Source organism: Caballeronia sp. LjRoot29 (assembly GCF_964252755.1).
GTDB lineage: Bacteria > Pseudomonadota > Gammaproteobacteria > Burkholderiales > Burkholderiaceae > Caballeronia.
On the sequence record NZ_CAXUPU020000001.1, the window covers coordinates 306,100 to 318,558 of the forward strand.

At 58.2% G+C, this 12,459-nt stretch carries 15 protein-coding genes and 1 tRNA gene; 7 read left to right on the forward strand and 9 right to left on the reverse strand.

The features are described 5' to 3' along the window. The first annotated feature begins 14 nt into the window (after positions 1-14). Positions 15-104, forward strand: a tRNA-Ser gene (locus ACSQ83_RS01310). A gap of 157 nt (positions 105-261) precedes the next feature. On the opposite strand, the gene ACSQ83_RS01315 is transcribed toward ACSQ83_RS01310, so the two are convergent. After that, positions 262-420, reverse strand: a complete 159-nt coding sequence (locus ACSQ83_RS01315; RefSeq protein WP_414967185.1) for a hypothetical protein — start codon at positions 418-420, stop codon at positions 262-264. Between the two features lie 114 nt (positions 421-534). Between ACSQ83_RS01315 and ACSQ83_RS01320 the strand changes: the two genes are divergently transcribed. Next, entirely contained in the window at positions 535-1,014 is a 480-nt protein-coding gene (locus tag ACSQ83_RS01320) for a TonB family protein (protein ID WP_436226992.1), read from the forward strand. A gap of 293 nt (positions 1,015-1,307) precedes the next feature. After that, positions 1,308-2,624 (forward strand): MFS transporter, encoded by a 1,317-nt coding sequence (locus ACSQ83_RS01325; RefSeq protein ID WP_436226993.1) that lies wholly within the window; start codon positions 1,308-1,310, stop codon positions 2,622-2,624. 59 nt (positions 2,625-2,683) lie between these two features. Here ACSQ83_RS01325 and ACSQ83_RS01330 read toward each other — a convergent pair whose 3' ends face one another. Then, positions 2,684-3,817 (reverse strand): OpgC domain-containing protein, encoded by a 1,134-nt coding sequence (locus tag ACSQ83_RS01330; RefSeq protein ID WP_436226994.1) that lies wholly within the window; start codon positions 3,815-3,817, stop codon positions 2,684-2,686. A 209-nt stretch (positions 3,818-4,026) separates the two neighbouring features. Here ACSQ83_RS01330 and ACSQ83_RS01335 point away from each other — a divergent pair, with 209 nt between their 5' ends. Then, positions 4,027-4,206 (forward strand): hypothetical protein, encoded by a 180-nt coding sequence (locus ACSQ83_RS01335; RefSeq protein WP_436226995.1) that lies wholly within the window; start codon positions 4,027-4,029, stop codon positions 4,204-4,206. Between the two features lie 357 nt (positions 4,207-4,563). After that, positions 4,564-5,934 carry a chloride channel protein gene (locus ACSQ83_RS01340; protein ID WP_436226996.1) on the forward strand — a complete coding sequence of 457 codons (1,371 nt, stop codon included), beginning with the start codon at positions 4,564-4,566 and terminating at the stop codon, positions 5,932-5,934. A 204-nt stretch (positions 5,935-6,138) separates the two neighbouring features. On the opposite strand, the gene ACSQ83_RS01345 is transcribed toward ACSQ83_RS01340, so the two are convergent. The 6 genes from ACSQ83_RS01345 to map form a co-directional block, all read right to left on the reverse strand. After that, positions 6,139-6,405 carry a YXWGXW repeat-containing protein gene (locus ACSQ83_RS01345; RefSeq protein ID WP_436227083.1) on the reverse strand — a complete coding sequence of 89 codons (267 nt, stop codon included), beginning with the start codon at positions 6,403-6,405 and terminating at the stop codon, positions 6,139-6,141. Between the two features lie 286 nt (positions 6,406-6,691). Beyond that, positions 6,692-6,946 carry a cell division topological specificity factor MinE gene (gene minE / locus ACSQ83_RS01350; protein WP_031359136.1) on the reverse strand — a complete coding sequence of 85 codons (255 nt, stop codon included), beginning with the start codon at positions 6,944-6,946 and terminating at the stop codon, positions 6,692-6,694. 9 nt (positions 6,947-6,955) lie between these two features. Then, entirely contained in the window at positions 6,956-7,771 is an 816-nt protein-coding gene (minD, locus tag ACSQ83_RS01355; RefSeq protein WP_031359135.1) for a septum site-determining protein MinD, read from the reverse strand. A 96-nt stretch (positions 7,772-7,867) separates the two neighbouring features. Continuing rightward, a complete protein-coding gene (gene minC, locus ACSQ83_RS01360; RefSeq protein WP_414951081.1) occupies positions 7,868-8,623 on the reverse strand; it encodes a septum site-determining protein MinC in 756 nt (251 codons plus the stop codon). A 211-nt stretch (positions 8,624-8,834) separates the two neighbouring features. Further along, positions 8,835-9,356 carry a GNAT family N-acetyltransferase gene (locus ACSQ83_RS01365; RefSeq protein ID WP_414951080.1) on the reverse strand — a complete coding sequence of 174 codons (522 nt, stop codon included), beginning with the start codon at positions 9,354-9,356 and terminating at the stop codon, positions 8,835-8,837. A 226-nt stretch (positions 9,357-9,582) separates the two neighbouring features. Next, complete coding sequence (gene map, locus ACSQ83_RS01370) at positions 9,583-10,365, reverse strand: type I methionyl aminopeptidase (RefSeq protein WP_436226997.1); 783 nt, start codon at positions 10,363-10,365, stop codon at positions 9,583-9,585. A gap of 402 nt (positions 10,366-10,767) precedes the next feature. On the opposite strand from map, the gene ACSQ83_RS01375 reads away from it, so the two are divergent. Further along, positions 10,768-11,004, forward strand: coding sequence for a hypothetical protein (locus tag ACSQ83_RS01375; RefSeq protein WP_414951078.1), 237 nt, complete (start codon positions 10,768-10,770; stop codon positions 11,002-11,004). Positions 11,005-11,104: 100 nt separating this feature from the next. Here the strand turns inward: ACSQ83_RS01375 and ACSQ83_RS01380 are convergent, their stop codons facing one another. After that, positions 11,105-11,599, reverse strand: a complete 495-nt coding sequence (locus ACSQ83_RS01380; RefSeq protein ID WP_414951077.1) for an outer membrane beta-barrel protein — start codon at positions 11,597-11,599, stop codon at positions 11,105-11,107. A gap of 452 nt (positions 11,600-12,051) precedes the next feature. Here ACSQ83_RS01380 and ACSQ83_RS01385 point away from each other — a divergent pair, with 452 nt between their 5' ends. Continuing rightward, a complete protein-coding gene (locus ACSQ83_RS01385; RefSeq protein ID WP_436226998.1) occupies positions 12,052-12,420 on the forward strand; it encodes a hypothetical protein in 369 nt (122 codons plus the stop codon). Positions 12,421-12,459: the final 39 nt, after the last annotated feature.

Consider the following 12,459-nt stretch of genomic DNA (forward strand, 5'->3'; position numbering starts at 1 on the left):
AATTTTTGAAACGTGGAAGCGTGGCCGAGCGGTTTAAGGCACTAGTCTTGAAAACTAGCGACGGGGTGACTCGTCCGTGAGTTCGAATCTCACCGCTTCCGCCAAAAACAGCGCCCCGGCTTGTCTGCAAACCTCTGCGTCAACTTCCCCGCCCCCACCAAGCAATTCACACCGCCAGTTCGTCCGGCGAATGGGTATTGGCCGCCTCAGCGATAAAAAGCCCCGCGTCGCGGGGCTAGGTACCCAACACACCGCCAAACCTCACCCCACGTCCGGCTCGCCCTCCCCCGGCTTCTTTCCAGGCTTATCGCTTGGGGCCTGCTTACGGTCGTCATCGGCGCGATCCGGCATCTTGCTTGCCTCGTTATCGCTGTGCTCGGCGGGCTTCGGGTTTTTCACATCAACGGATTCGTTGCTCATGGTCTTCTCCTTGCGCATCAAAATGCAGTGGACATGCAAAATGGGGCAGCAAGACGCGGACCAGCCGCGTATTGTTAAGTATGAGTGCAACGAATTCGTGGAGCCTCGCCCGTCATGACCTCCAATTTTAAAATCGCGCGCATCGCGCTCACCTTATCGACTGCGGCAACCATCGCCGCCTGCACGATCACGCCGCCGCCCAGCGCGCTCGAACCCAAACCAGCCGCCGCCGTCAGCGGCGCTACGCTCGATCAGTACAAGGTGCGCGTCGCGCAACACATCTTCGAGCGCAATCCGTCGCTGGTACTCAAAGGCACGCCGCAAGCGATGCTGCGCTCGCTCGTCGTGGTCGCATTCACCGTGGATCGCAACGGCCGTGTAATCCGGTCGTCGGTTTATCGGACCAATGGCGACGACGAAGCCGAAGCCACCGCTCTCGCGTCGCTGCGGCGCTCGTCGCCATTGCCCACGCCGCCCGCGCGTCTGCTCGACGGCAACGGCCAGCTCGATTTGTTCGAAGACTGGCTCTTCAACGATAACGGCCAGTTCCAGCTACGCAGCGTCCATTCACCGCAGGCGACAACCATCGATTAAGCGGAACTAAGTGGAACTATTGGTGCATTCATCAACAAGGTTTCCTTGCCCGCCGCGGCGCACGGTCGTTATAATTTTCGATACCCCCCGCCGGCCATGCCGGCAAAGCCGTCGCTGCCGCCCATCCAGCGCTTGATCGACGCGCCTGACCGGTCGACTCCGCGACACACCGCGCGCGGTCCAACGCCGTTCGCTTATATCGCCACACCACGCAACGCTGCGCACTGAATACAAAATGTCCCGACGCGCGTCCCCATTCCCGGGCGCGACACGAAGGGCGAACCGGAGACGTCATGTCATCAGCCTCACCCTCGGGCTCCTTACCCGCATCGCCTGCCAGCGACGCGAAGATGAGCAGTTCCCGCGTGATCTTCGCGAGTTTTATCGGCACGGCGATCGAGTTCTACGATTTCTATGTCTACGCGACCGCCGCCGCGCTAGTTATCGGCCCGGTCTTTTTCCCGCATAGCTCGCCCGCGGCGCAAGCGTTGTCGGCGTTCGTCACGTTCGGCATCGCGTTTATCGCGCGGCCGATCGGCTCGTTTATCTTCGGCCATTTCGGCGATCGCATCGGGCGAAAATCAACGCTCGTCGCCTCACTGCTCGTGATGGGCGTGTCGACCACACTGATTGGCTTTGTTCCCGGCTACGCGTCCATCGGCAGTCTGGCGCCGGTGCTGCTGTGCATCTTGCGCTTCGGCCAGGGCATCGGGCTCGGCGGAGAATGGGGCGGTGCAGCGCTCCTCGCCACCGAATACGCGCCGCAAAACAAGCGCGGCTGGTTCGGCATGTTCCCGCAACTCGGGCCGTCGGTGGGGTTCCTGGCATCGAATGGATTGTTCTTCGGATTGGCGCTCTCGCTCACCGACGAACAGTTCCGTAGTTGGGGCTGGCGCGTTCCGTTCATCGTGAGCGCGGTGCTGGTGGCGCTCGGACTTTACGTGCGCCTGAAAATTGCCGAAACCCCGGCGTTCCGCGAGGCGATCGAGAAAAAGGAACGCGTGCGCGTGCCTATCGCGACGTTGTTCAGCCAATACCTGAAACCGACGCTGCTCGGCGCGATCGCGATGATCGTCTGCTACACGCTGTTCTACGTTTCGACGGTATTTTCCCTGTCATACGGCGTCTCGACGCTGCATTTCACGCGCGAGAAATTCCTCGGCCTGCTGTGTTTCGCGGTAATTTTTATGGCGATCGCGACGCCGCTTTCTGCATTGGCCAGCGATAAATTCGGCCGTCGTCCAGTGCTGATCGTGGGTTGCATCGCGGCCATCTTGTCCGGCTTCACGATGGCCCCGCTGCTCGGCAGCGGCAACACCTTCGCGGTCGCGCTGTTTCTCACCATCGAACTGTTCCTGATGGGCGTGACGTTTGCCCCGATGGGCGCGCTGCTGCCCGAGTTGTTCCCGACTAACGTGCGTTATACCGGCGCGGGCGTCGCGTATAACGTGGGCGGGATTCTGGGGGCATCGGTGGCGCCGTACATTGCGCAATTGCTGGCGAATCGCGGCGGTTTAGCGTGGGTCGGCGGGTACGTGTCGGTCGCGGCAGCGATCAGCCTGCTCGGTGTGCTGTGCATGCGGGAAACGCGGGATATCAAGCTTTCCTAGCACTGATTGCGTGCCGGCGAGACTTTGTGGAGCTCACCGGCACGCATGGTTCAAACTCCTCACCGGTCGCGCCGATGTGTCGCGTGCAACGGCACCGGTTGCCGTTTCGGCAGTCGCGCCCGTTGCGCCTCTTTACGGTCGCGCCAGAAGGCCGCAAGCCAGATCAGGCTGCCAATCGCGATAGCGTCGCCGCCCAGTCCCGCTATCCACTGGAATTGGCCGAACGACACGAGCCGCAAAGCGGTATCGATGACCAGCGACATGCACGCGCCCGCAATAAAACACACGAGTCCTTGCTTGCCGATGTTCACCACGCTCGGCATGCTCTTCGCCAGCGCCTTGATCCATCCGGCGTGCACCGCCTGAGCAAACAGCCACGCGATCACGACAAAACTTACAATCCGCAAGCTCGCCAGGTTCTGCTTCATGTATCCGGGCGGCGCTTGCGTCTCCAGGAACAGCTTCGCGAACGCGAACGTCAGGAACACGACAATTCCCGCCCGCGTCATCCAGAGCGCGGTTTTCGAATCGTGGAATTCAGCGGGAATTGGCTGGACGCGCGCCAGGATGCCGAGCGCGAACATCAGTTGCCATGCAAACGGGTTGAACGACCACCCTTCCGCGTAAGCCGACGGCAGCCATTGCGCGAGCGATGACGCAAAAAGCCACACGCCAAGGCTTCCGAACAGCACGACAACTGGCTTGCGTTCAGCGAATGGCACCACAAACGGCACAGCGAGCGCGAACATGGCGTACATAGGCAGCACGGCCGATAAATACGGCTGATGCCGCAACGTAGCGACATCGAACGTGAGACCCAGCGGCCGGGCCAGGAAGGATGGCCATTCAGTGATCTGCAGCATCGGGGTGTCGACACGCATCCACATCAACAGCGCCCCGCCGAGCAACATCATCACGGCGGTGAAGAGGTACGCGCGATAAATCTCCCAGCTGCGTTTCAGAAAGCGGAGTCGCGCGGCCCCGTGACTCCGGTTCACCGCGAGCGTTGTATAAGCGGCTGCCGATGCATATCCCCCCAGGAACACGAATACCTCTGCGGAATCGCAGAACGCATAACTATGGAGTGTAAATTTGGACAGCACGCTCCCCGAAATGTGATCGACGGCAATGATCAGCAGCACGACTCCCCGGAAGAAATCCACTTCGAGAGAACGGCGATTCGGGGAATTCATAAATACAACTCCGTGGATAAACCTTTGCCCTGCACGGGAAAACACCAATTCGGGTTAGTACGGACTGCGCCCGGAAAATTCCCATCAGATCATTAGATAAATACAGCGACCGGGCGCTCGCATATTTTTATGCAACTTGCGTACCGGCCCCTGCTGCCTATACTCAACAAACACTCGACAAAAGATCGAATATTCGTGAGGCCGGTGTTATGCGAATTCATCTGCAAAGTGCTGATGTGGTTGCGATAATTGCCATCGCGTTATTCACCGCCCTCATGCTGGCTGTGCGTTTCCGGACGACGAGCTGGCGCGGAATCGTGCTGCAGGCGCTGATTGCCAACGCCGGCGCCATCGCTGCCGTGGTCGCTTTTGAAGTCATCACGACCTGAGCTTCAGTAAGCACTTCACGTCCTGCCAAATACACATTAATCGATAAAACTTTCAATCTCCCTGGCCCGTTTTTGAAACGTTTGCGAACCATCTGAGAATCATTCGAATACCTGAATAAAGCATTACCTTTTAATTACGCTCTTCTCTCCACTCTCGCCACCCCGACGAGAGTGTTTTGGGGCGCTGGCTTTTAGCTGCGCCCCGTTTTCTTTTTGAAAGCGAGTTACAGGATCACAAGCAGGATCACAAGCAGGGTCACAAGCAGGATTGTCAACGCCAGGCGTCAATCGGCTCGATTTGAGACAAGTCGGTATAATCGCCGCTTTGCCGACAGCCGGTCGCATGGCTCACCGCATATGATTCGCGCAATACGCTCTCTCCCCCGATTTACGCTTCGACGTGCGCGCAGCCTGTGGCACCGCTACGGGATCTTTTGGGTTGGCGCTATCGCGGTCGGCCTGGTCGCGGTGCTGTACGCCAAGCTCATCGATTGGGGCTATAACGCGTTCCGCGCCGTTCAGCACGACCATGTCTGGCTGCCGCTGATCCTGACGCCCGCAGTCGCCGCGTTATCCGTCTGGCTGACCCGCAAGTTCTTTCGCGGCTCGGAAGGCAGCGGCATTCCACAGGTCATTGCCGTGTTGCACAGTCCGCCGGGACTGGGAACTCGACTGTTGTCGCCCGGCATCCTGATCGCCAAGATGGGGATCTCGTTTATCGCCATCCTCGGCGGATTCACCATCGGCCGCGAAGGGCCGACCGTCCAGGTCGGCGCCGCCCTGATGTACAACCTGCGACGACTGTTTCCCCGCTCAAACGCCCGCATCGAACGGCAACTCGTGCTGGCTGGCGCGGCAGCCGGCTTATCCGCGGCGTTCAATACACCGCTTGCCGGCATCGTATTCGCGATCGAAGAATTGACGCGCAGCTTTGAAGCACGTACGAGCGGCGTGCTGATCACGGGCATCATCCTCGCGGGTATCGTCGCGCTCGGCCTGAACGGCAATTACACCTATTTCGGCACCATCGAAGTCAACGCGCATTTCCCCAACCTGCTGGCGGTCGCAGTGCTGCTCACGGCCATCGTGACTGGCGTCGCGGGCGGCGTGTTTTGCTGGTTGCTGCTCAACACGTCGAAATGGATTCCGGCATGTCTGCGCGAGATGCACGCGACGCGCCCGGTTGTGTTCGCCACGCTGTGCGGGTTGATCATCGCCGTGGTGGGGCTCATGTCGGGCGGTACGACCTTCGGCAGCGGCTACGCCGAAGCGCGCGGATTGCTGGAAGGCCATGAGCAGCTCTCGCCGCTGTATCCGCTGCTCAAGATGGTCTCGATGATCGGCTCATACCTGCCGGGCATTCCGGGCGGCATCTTCGCGCCGTCGTTATCGATTGGCGCCGGCTTCGGCAATGTGCTTCATATGGTCTTCAGCCACATGCAGCTGTCGATGCTGATTGCGCTCGGCATGGTGGGATATCTCGCAGCCGTCACGCAGTCGCCGATCATGTCGTTCGTGATCGTGATGGAAATGATCAACGGTCATGCGCTCGTGATTTCGCTCATGGCGACAGCGCTGATTGCGAGCCGGGTGTCGCGCTTCTTTTCGCCGCCGCTGTACGAAGCGTTGGCTGAGCGCTATATGACCCCTCTGCCCTTGGCGGTGCCGCGGGCATCGCCCGAACTGCCGGAAACACCCGTCGAGGACGAAGAGCCGGTCACCAAATAAAGCTCGGGCGAACTTAATAAACGTAGACGCGCGGCACCGGATGATAAGCATACGGATGCGCCGGCACGACAATGCAGCCTGCCAGCAAGGTCGCGAGGAAGCCAATAATCAGTAGTCTGGTTTTCATGTGGAACTCCGGAACGCGTTCATTGGATTCGGGCGGCGTGTATGCCGCCGCCCATGAAGCTAGCGAATTACTGGCGCTCAGGCCCAGTGCCCGGGCATCCAGCGCCACGCACCGCCGCGTGCGATCCAGTGTCCCGGCACCCAGTGATACCCCACGCGCTCGACTTGCCAATGCCCTGGATTCCACACGTATTGTCCGTGTTCCCAGCGCCAGTGGCCGTTATCCCAGACGTAACCCACGCGAGCCGGCGGAACCGACTCTATGCGCACGGGCGGCGGCGCATTCGGCGCCACGATAATCACTTCAGCCGACACACTTCCGGCTACCGCCGCGACGCCGGCCATAACAATCGCCGCCTGGGCAATGAACAAACGCATTTTCATGATCGGCCTCTTGAGTTGGTCACCGCATATCGCGGCGATACACACTCAATGCGCGAGCCCACGGTTTAGCCGACAGCGCCCGTGTAACGGCGATGGCTAAACTGCAACGGAATATTGATGTAAGTCGCCGATGCGACCTAAAAATGCAGACGCACAAATGAAAAAGCCGGAATCATGCGATTCCGGCTTTTAGATATGCAACGCGCCGAGAAAAACCTTCGGCGCAGGTTGAAACCGTCATCCATCTTCAAACCGATGGAATTTCGATTTTCACTTCGAGTACTTCGAGATCGTCCTGACGTTCGAGGCTGACCCGGATATCGTCACTTGAAATCTTCACGTACTTGGAAATCACGGCAACGAGTTCTCGTTGCAACGCCGGCAGATAATCGGCGGGAGCATGTCCGCCCGCTCGCTCGTGCGCGATGATCAACTGCAAGCGTTCCTTCGCGACCGAAGCGGACTTCTTTTTCTCGCCCAGCAAAAACGAAAGAATCGACATTGCGTCCCCTTACTTGTTGCCGAAGATGCGTTGCAACAGACCTGGCTTCTGATAGTCAGTGAAGCGCAGGGACTTTTCTTCGCCGAGAAAGCGCGAAACGATGTCCTTGTAGGCTTCAGCCACATCAGTGCCATCGAGGTGCACGGCCGGCAATCCCTGATTGGACGCATGCAGCACGGCTTCCGATTCAGGGATCACACCGATCAGTTCGATCCGCAGGATTTCCTGGATGTCGGTCAGCGACAACATCTCGCCTTCGCTTACGCGCTTCGGGTTGTAGCGCGTGATCAGCAGATGTTCCTTGATCGGCTCCTTACCTTCAATCGCGCGCTTTGTCTTCGACGAAAGAATGCCGAGAATGCGGTCCGAGTCACGCACGGACGACACTTCCGGATTCGTCACGATCAGCGCTTCATCGGCGAAATGCATGGCCAGCAACGCGCCCGATTCAATCCCCGCCGGCGAGTCGCAGACGATGTATTCGAAGTCCATCGCGATCAGGTCGTTGATGATCTTCTCGACGCCGTCTTGCGTCAGCGCGTCTTTATCGCGCGTTTGCGAGGCCGGCAGGATAAAGAGGTTTTCGCACTTCTTGTCCTTGATCAGCGCCTGGTTGAGGTTCGCTTCACCCTGGATCACGTTGATGAGGTCGTACACCACGCGGCGTTCGCAGCCCATGATGAGATCGAGATTGCGCAGGCCGACATCGAAGTCGATAACAGCCGTTTTATGCCCGCGCAACGCGAGGGCCGATGCGAAGCTCGCGCTGGTGGTCGTCTTGCCGACGCCGCCCTTGCCCGAAGTCACCACAATGATTTTTGCCATTCCTGTACCTTGTGTTCGTCAATTAAATCCGCTCGCGTGCCATCCGAGAGCGCGCCGTCCCCATCAGGCGCGCCTGGCTGACTCTTCTCAGGCCTCTCAGGTCAGCCGCAGCGGTTCGATCATCAATTTTTCTTCGTCGAGCCAGATCTGCACCGGCTTGCCCAAGACATCGGGACCAAGCGGTGTTTCCATCGTCCTGTAGATGCCGGCGATAGAGATCAGTTCCGGCTCCAGACACGTGCAGAAAATGCGCGCGTCGAGGTTGCCGTGCACGCCCGCGAGCGCGCGGCCGCGCAACGGCGCATAGATATGAATGTTGCCTTCCGCGATCACTTCCGCCCCGTAGCTCACGAGCCCGAGCACGACGAGATCGCCTTTCGCATAGACCTGCTGGCCCGAACGCAACGGCCGGTCGATGATGGTCGTCTTCGGCACCGGCGCGGTGGGCGCAGGCGTTTGTGCAACGGCCGCTTCGATCACGGCGGCCGCCTCAGTGTTCTCGACACCCGCGTCCACCGACGGCTTCGGCGCACCGCGCCGGTCGCGCGCTTCAAGCAGCGGCAGCGCGCCTTCGGACGCCCACGCCTGGTCCGCCGATGCAACTACGCCGATCGGGCGCATGCGCACGCTGCCGAGCAACGCCGCGAGTTCGCTGATCGATATGCGTTCGTCGGCCGCCAGACGGCGCACGTCGATGGCGACAGTATCGTTCGCGAAAAACTCAGGAGTCGCCTCGAAGCGCCGCGTAAGTTCCGTTCGCAGCGCGTCGAGGTCGGTAGTCTTGACGACAAACAGAAGCGTGTCGACAGAGCCGCTGCGCAATTCGAAAAAGGGCGTTTTTTTGAGCGACATAGGTAAAGCCAAAAATTTTGCGTATTTTACAGGCGTGACGCAAGCAAACGGAATATTTCAGATTGCCGCCCAAATGCGGGCAGCATGGTGTGAACGAAAGTGGCAAGACAGGGGACGGCGAGATGAGCCGGGAGGACCAAGCCACGCGTGCCGTGACCGAATCCACTTGCGAAGAACGATGGCAGATCAGCTGCTCAGGTCACGTGATCACTTACGTAATGTGATCAGTCACTCGGCGCACGAGCAGGGTTTCGTATTCCTCGGGATGCGCTGGAATCCGCCGGCGTTCGCCGGTAGGGCCAAAGCCCAGGCGCTCATAGAAACGCATGGCGTTGCGGTTTTCGTCAGTGACCCAGGCAAAGACGTCGTGCACGCGCCGCTCGGCGAGCCATTGCGTGGCGGCATTCACGAGCAGCTCGCCGCCGCGCAAATGCCTCACAGCAGGCGCCACCCACAACGCATAGACGAACGCACGCGGTGCAGGCGCTTCATCGATAAACGCCCCGACCAAGCCCGCCGGATGACCTTCGGTGTACAGGATAAACGACGCGGTGACGGGTGAATTCGCGTGGCGATCGGCCGTTTCGTCGAAGCTTGCGACGTCGGCGGACAAGGCCTCCTCCAGCGTCTCACCGAACGCGTAAGGCGCCTCGCGCAATGAGGCCGTGCGAAGCTCGCGCAGGACTGCACCTTGATGCGCGGCGATCCTGCGAACAGTTAGTGAAGGACTCATGCGGGTGTTTTTCTCTCAAGCTTTCACAAGCTTCTTAAGCTTTCTTAAGCCGGCTTGGTCTATTTAATAGCTTCAACCGAACAGGCGTACGAGTCAAATCATTATTGCAATCCGAGGCGTGAGGTGCCTTCACCGCGGGTCTCCCAGGCCGCCACCTCGTTTGTCTCATGATGCTTTACGGTGCATCGACGTGCATTCAGAGTGCTGCGTATCAAGGTGCTGCGTATCAAGGTGCTGCGTATTCGCCCGTTCCGTCGGGCCACGGTGTCAGCAATTCGAAGCCATCGCCGGTTACCACAACCATGTGCTCCCATTGCGCCGATAACGACCGATCCTTGGTAGTCACGGTCCAGCCATCACGCGATTGCTGCGTTGCAGCGCGGCCCGCATTCACCATGGGTTCAATGGTGAATACCAAGCCCGGCTTCAAACGCATTCCGGCGCCCGGTTGTCCGTAATGCAGCACTTGCGGATCCTCGTGATATACGCGGCCAATGCCGTGTCCACAATATTCGCGCACGATCGAATAGCCCTCGCGATTAGCGACGGACTGGATCGCATAACCCACATCGCCCAACGTGGCTCCCGGACGCACTACCCGGATGCCGGCAACCATCGCTTCATACGTCGTGTCGCACAGCCGTTTGGCTTCGCGGCTCGGCGTACCGGCGTAGTACATGCGGCTGGTATCGCCGAAATAACCATCCTTGATGATCGCGACGTCGATGTTGATGATGTCCCCGTCCTTCAGTGCGCGAGGGCTGGGAATACCGTGACAGACCACGTGATTCACCGACGTGCAAATGGTCTTGGTAAAACCCATGTAGCCCACGTTTGCGGGAATCGCCTTCAGTTCTTCGACAATGAACCGGTTGCAGATCGCATCCAGTTCTTCCGTGGTGATGCCCGGTTGCACATGCTCCCCGATCATCGCGAGGACTTCTGCGGCCAAGCGCCCGGAAATACGCAGTTTTTCGATGTCGGCAGGCGACTTGAGTGTAATGGCCATGGAGCGTTGGTGTGTCGGCGCGCGATATCGATTGATATCGATGTATCGCGGACGCATTAATTCAGGATGCCGGCGATGATAGCATCGCACGCTTTTCCGCTCTTTTTTCGATGGCCTGCGCGATTGTCTTGCGGGTGCGCGACGTCATGCTTTACGCTTGGTCCGGCTTGATTCAGGTTGCGTGGCGCTGGTTGTTTTGGCCCTTGATTTGCGGCTTGTTTCTGTTCTGTTTTGTTGATTCCGTTGTTGCTTCTTTTGTTGTGTCGTCTCTACTGAAGCCCATTGCTTATGCTCTTACGCCGAGTTGTCCCGTTTGCCCCCTTAGTTGCGTCTGCACTTGTGCTTGCTGCGTGCAGTTCCACCAGCGTTCCTGAACTTCGCGCTTCTAGTCCGGTGATCTACGTGTCGTCGCATCGCCAATCACGTGACGTATTGAATTGCCTTGAGGACAAGCTGCCTTCGGTGTCCACATCGAAGCTGGGTAGCGCCTCGGAATTGCTGGTTGGGCCGAACGCGTGGCTGGTTACGCTCACGCCGTCGCAATATGGATCGACGGTAAAGGTGCAGAAATCTTCAGAAGATTATGGCGGATTGCCCGAGCCTGAAATGCGCTTCGATATAGCGCGCTGCACGACCTGAAATCAAATGGCATCAACCAATAAAATCCCCGACGATTGATTATTCTTCGGGGATTTTTTGTCGGCTTAGATTTTTCCGGCTTAAGAAACCATTAAGCCAATCAGAAGTAGTAGTGAACTCCAACCGTCACGCTGTCATTACGGCGTTTGGTTCCGTCGTGGCGACTTGAATCGGCCGTCCATTCAGCCGCGACGCTGAATTGCTTCACGAACTTATATTCAACGCCTAAACCACCATGAAGGCGCGCATTAGGCCAGGTTCCGGTCATGCCTAAACGTGCATAGGGCATGACCGTGTTGAATGGCATTCCAAACTTGAGATCCACCCCACCGTCCTTAAAGGTGGTCGAACCGTGGTGAAAATCCGCGAACACTTCTGCGCCAATCACGAACTGCTTTACATCGAACCCGTAGCCTGCAGTCAGGCCGGGGAAAGTCGTGGCGTGGGACCTGACGTTCACGACGCCCGACGCGTCAGACCAGTTCTCCCCGACTTTGACGCCGGCGTAGGGGCCGGCAAACTCGCTCGCTTGAGCGCACGAAATACCGGTCAGCGCGATGACCAGCGCGGCAAAAAACTTCTTTAAATTGGACATGGGAATTGATACATAACATTAAATTGAAAAGCAACGCTAATTGCCACGTTCGTGCACATTCACTGTTAATAAGATTCAAAGAATTTCTTCGAGATGAATCTTGCAACGAAGCGAAAGATTAAATTGCAAGGACGTGCGGGACCAATCGGAGTGCTCTTAGTTATATTTTTAGCGTTATTATTTATAGACTTTTGCTTGGCGAGCGCATCAAAGGAACAGAGGCTGCAATAGTTATGTGATCAATTCGCAACACACGTCAACTTCACGTCAATGCGATTAATTCAACGAAATGAAACGAATTAATGAATTGAACCGGATATTGATATAACCCGCGATCTCAATCAGGCTGAATAAGCGAATTCACGTTTTCGTTTCACGAAACGCGTCGACTTTGTCGGATGTGCCCGTTGCGGCCGCGACCGCTATCGGATCCTTACAACGGAAATGCACGTATGAACCACCCCGCTCTTTACCTCGGCGGCAGCTTGCTGGCCACAGCTGTGACCACTGCATCGCTTTGCTCCGCTGCAGGCGCCCAGACCGCCCAACAAGTTACACCGCCCGCCGACAATCCCCTCTCGCTGTCGGTGGCACCTGTACATGTGTATCGATCGCCCTCGATTACCGGAGCGCCACAACTGGAATCTGCCCCACTGCCCGCGTCGGGTTCCGATGACCGGTCAGCGAGGCCGACGCCAAGTATTGAGAAACCGGACAACTGGGCTTGCCGGACATCGAATAACCTGTCGCGGAGCTCGGCCGGCAGGAATACTGACGGCAAGTCGACCTTCGACATAGAGCGTTTGCTGCCGAAATGCTGACCGTTGCGCGCCGCAGATGGATTTGATAGTCAAGTCGCG

Coding starts and splice junctions, on each gene's coding strand:
- ACSQ83_RS01385 (WP_436226998.1), top strand. CDS start 12,052: ATGAACCACCCCGCTCTTTACCTCGGCGGCAGCTTGCTGGCCACAGCT.
- map (WP_436226997.1), bottom strand. CDS start 10,365: ATGGCCATTACACTCAAGTCGCCTGCCGACATCGAAAAACTGCGTATT.
- ACSQ83_RS01365 (WP_414951080.1), bottom strand. CDS start 9,356: ATGAGTCCTTCACTAACTGTTCGCAGGATCGCCGCGCATCAAGGTGCA.
- ACSQ83_RS01330 (WP_436226994.1), bottom strand. CDS start 3,817: ATGAATTCCCCGAATCGCCGTTCTCTCGAAGTGGATTTCTTCCGGGGA.
- ACSQ83_RS01380 (WP_414951077.1), bottom strand. CDS start 11,599: ATGTCCAATTTAAAGAAGTTTTTTGCCGCGCTGGTCATCGCGCTGACC.
- minC (WP_414951081.1), bottom strand. CDS start 8,623: ATGTCGCTCAAAAAAACGCCCTTTTTCGAATTGCGCAGCGGCTCTGTC.
- ACSQ83_RS01325 (WP_436226993.1), top strand. CDS start 1,308: ATGTCATCAGCCTCACCCTCGGGCTCCTTACCCGCATCGCCTGCCAGC.
- ACSQ83_RS01340 (WP_436226996.1), top strand. CDS start 4,564: ATGATTCGCGCAATACGCTCTCTCCCCCGATTTACGCTTCGACGTGCG.
- ACSQ83_RS01345 (WP_436227083.1), bottom strand. CDS start 6,405: ATGGCCGGCGTCGCGGCGGTAGCCGGAAGTGTGTCGGCTGAAGTGATT.
- minD (WP_031359135.1), bottom strand. CDS start 7,771: ATGGCAAAAATCATTGTGGTGACTTCGGGCAAGGGCGGCGTCGGCAAG.
- ACSQ83_RS01335 (WP_436226995.1), top strand. CDS start 4,027: ATGCGAATTCATCTGCAAAGTGCTGATGTGGTTGCGATAATTGCCATC.
- ACSQ83_RS01315 (WP_414967185.1), bottom strand. CDS start 420: ATGAGCAACGAATCCGTTGATGTGAAAAACCCGAAGCCCGCCGAGCAC.
- ACSQ83_RS01320 (WP_436226992.1), top strand. CDS start 535: ATGACCTCCAATTTTAAAATCGCGCGCATCGCGCTCACCTTATCGACT.
- minE (WP_031359136.1), bottom strand. CDS start 6,946: ATGTCGATTCTTTCGTTTTTGCTGGGCGAGAAAAAGAAGTCCGCTTCG.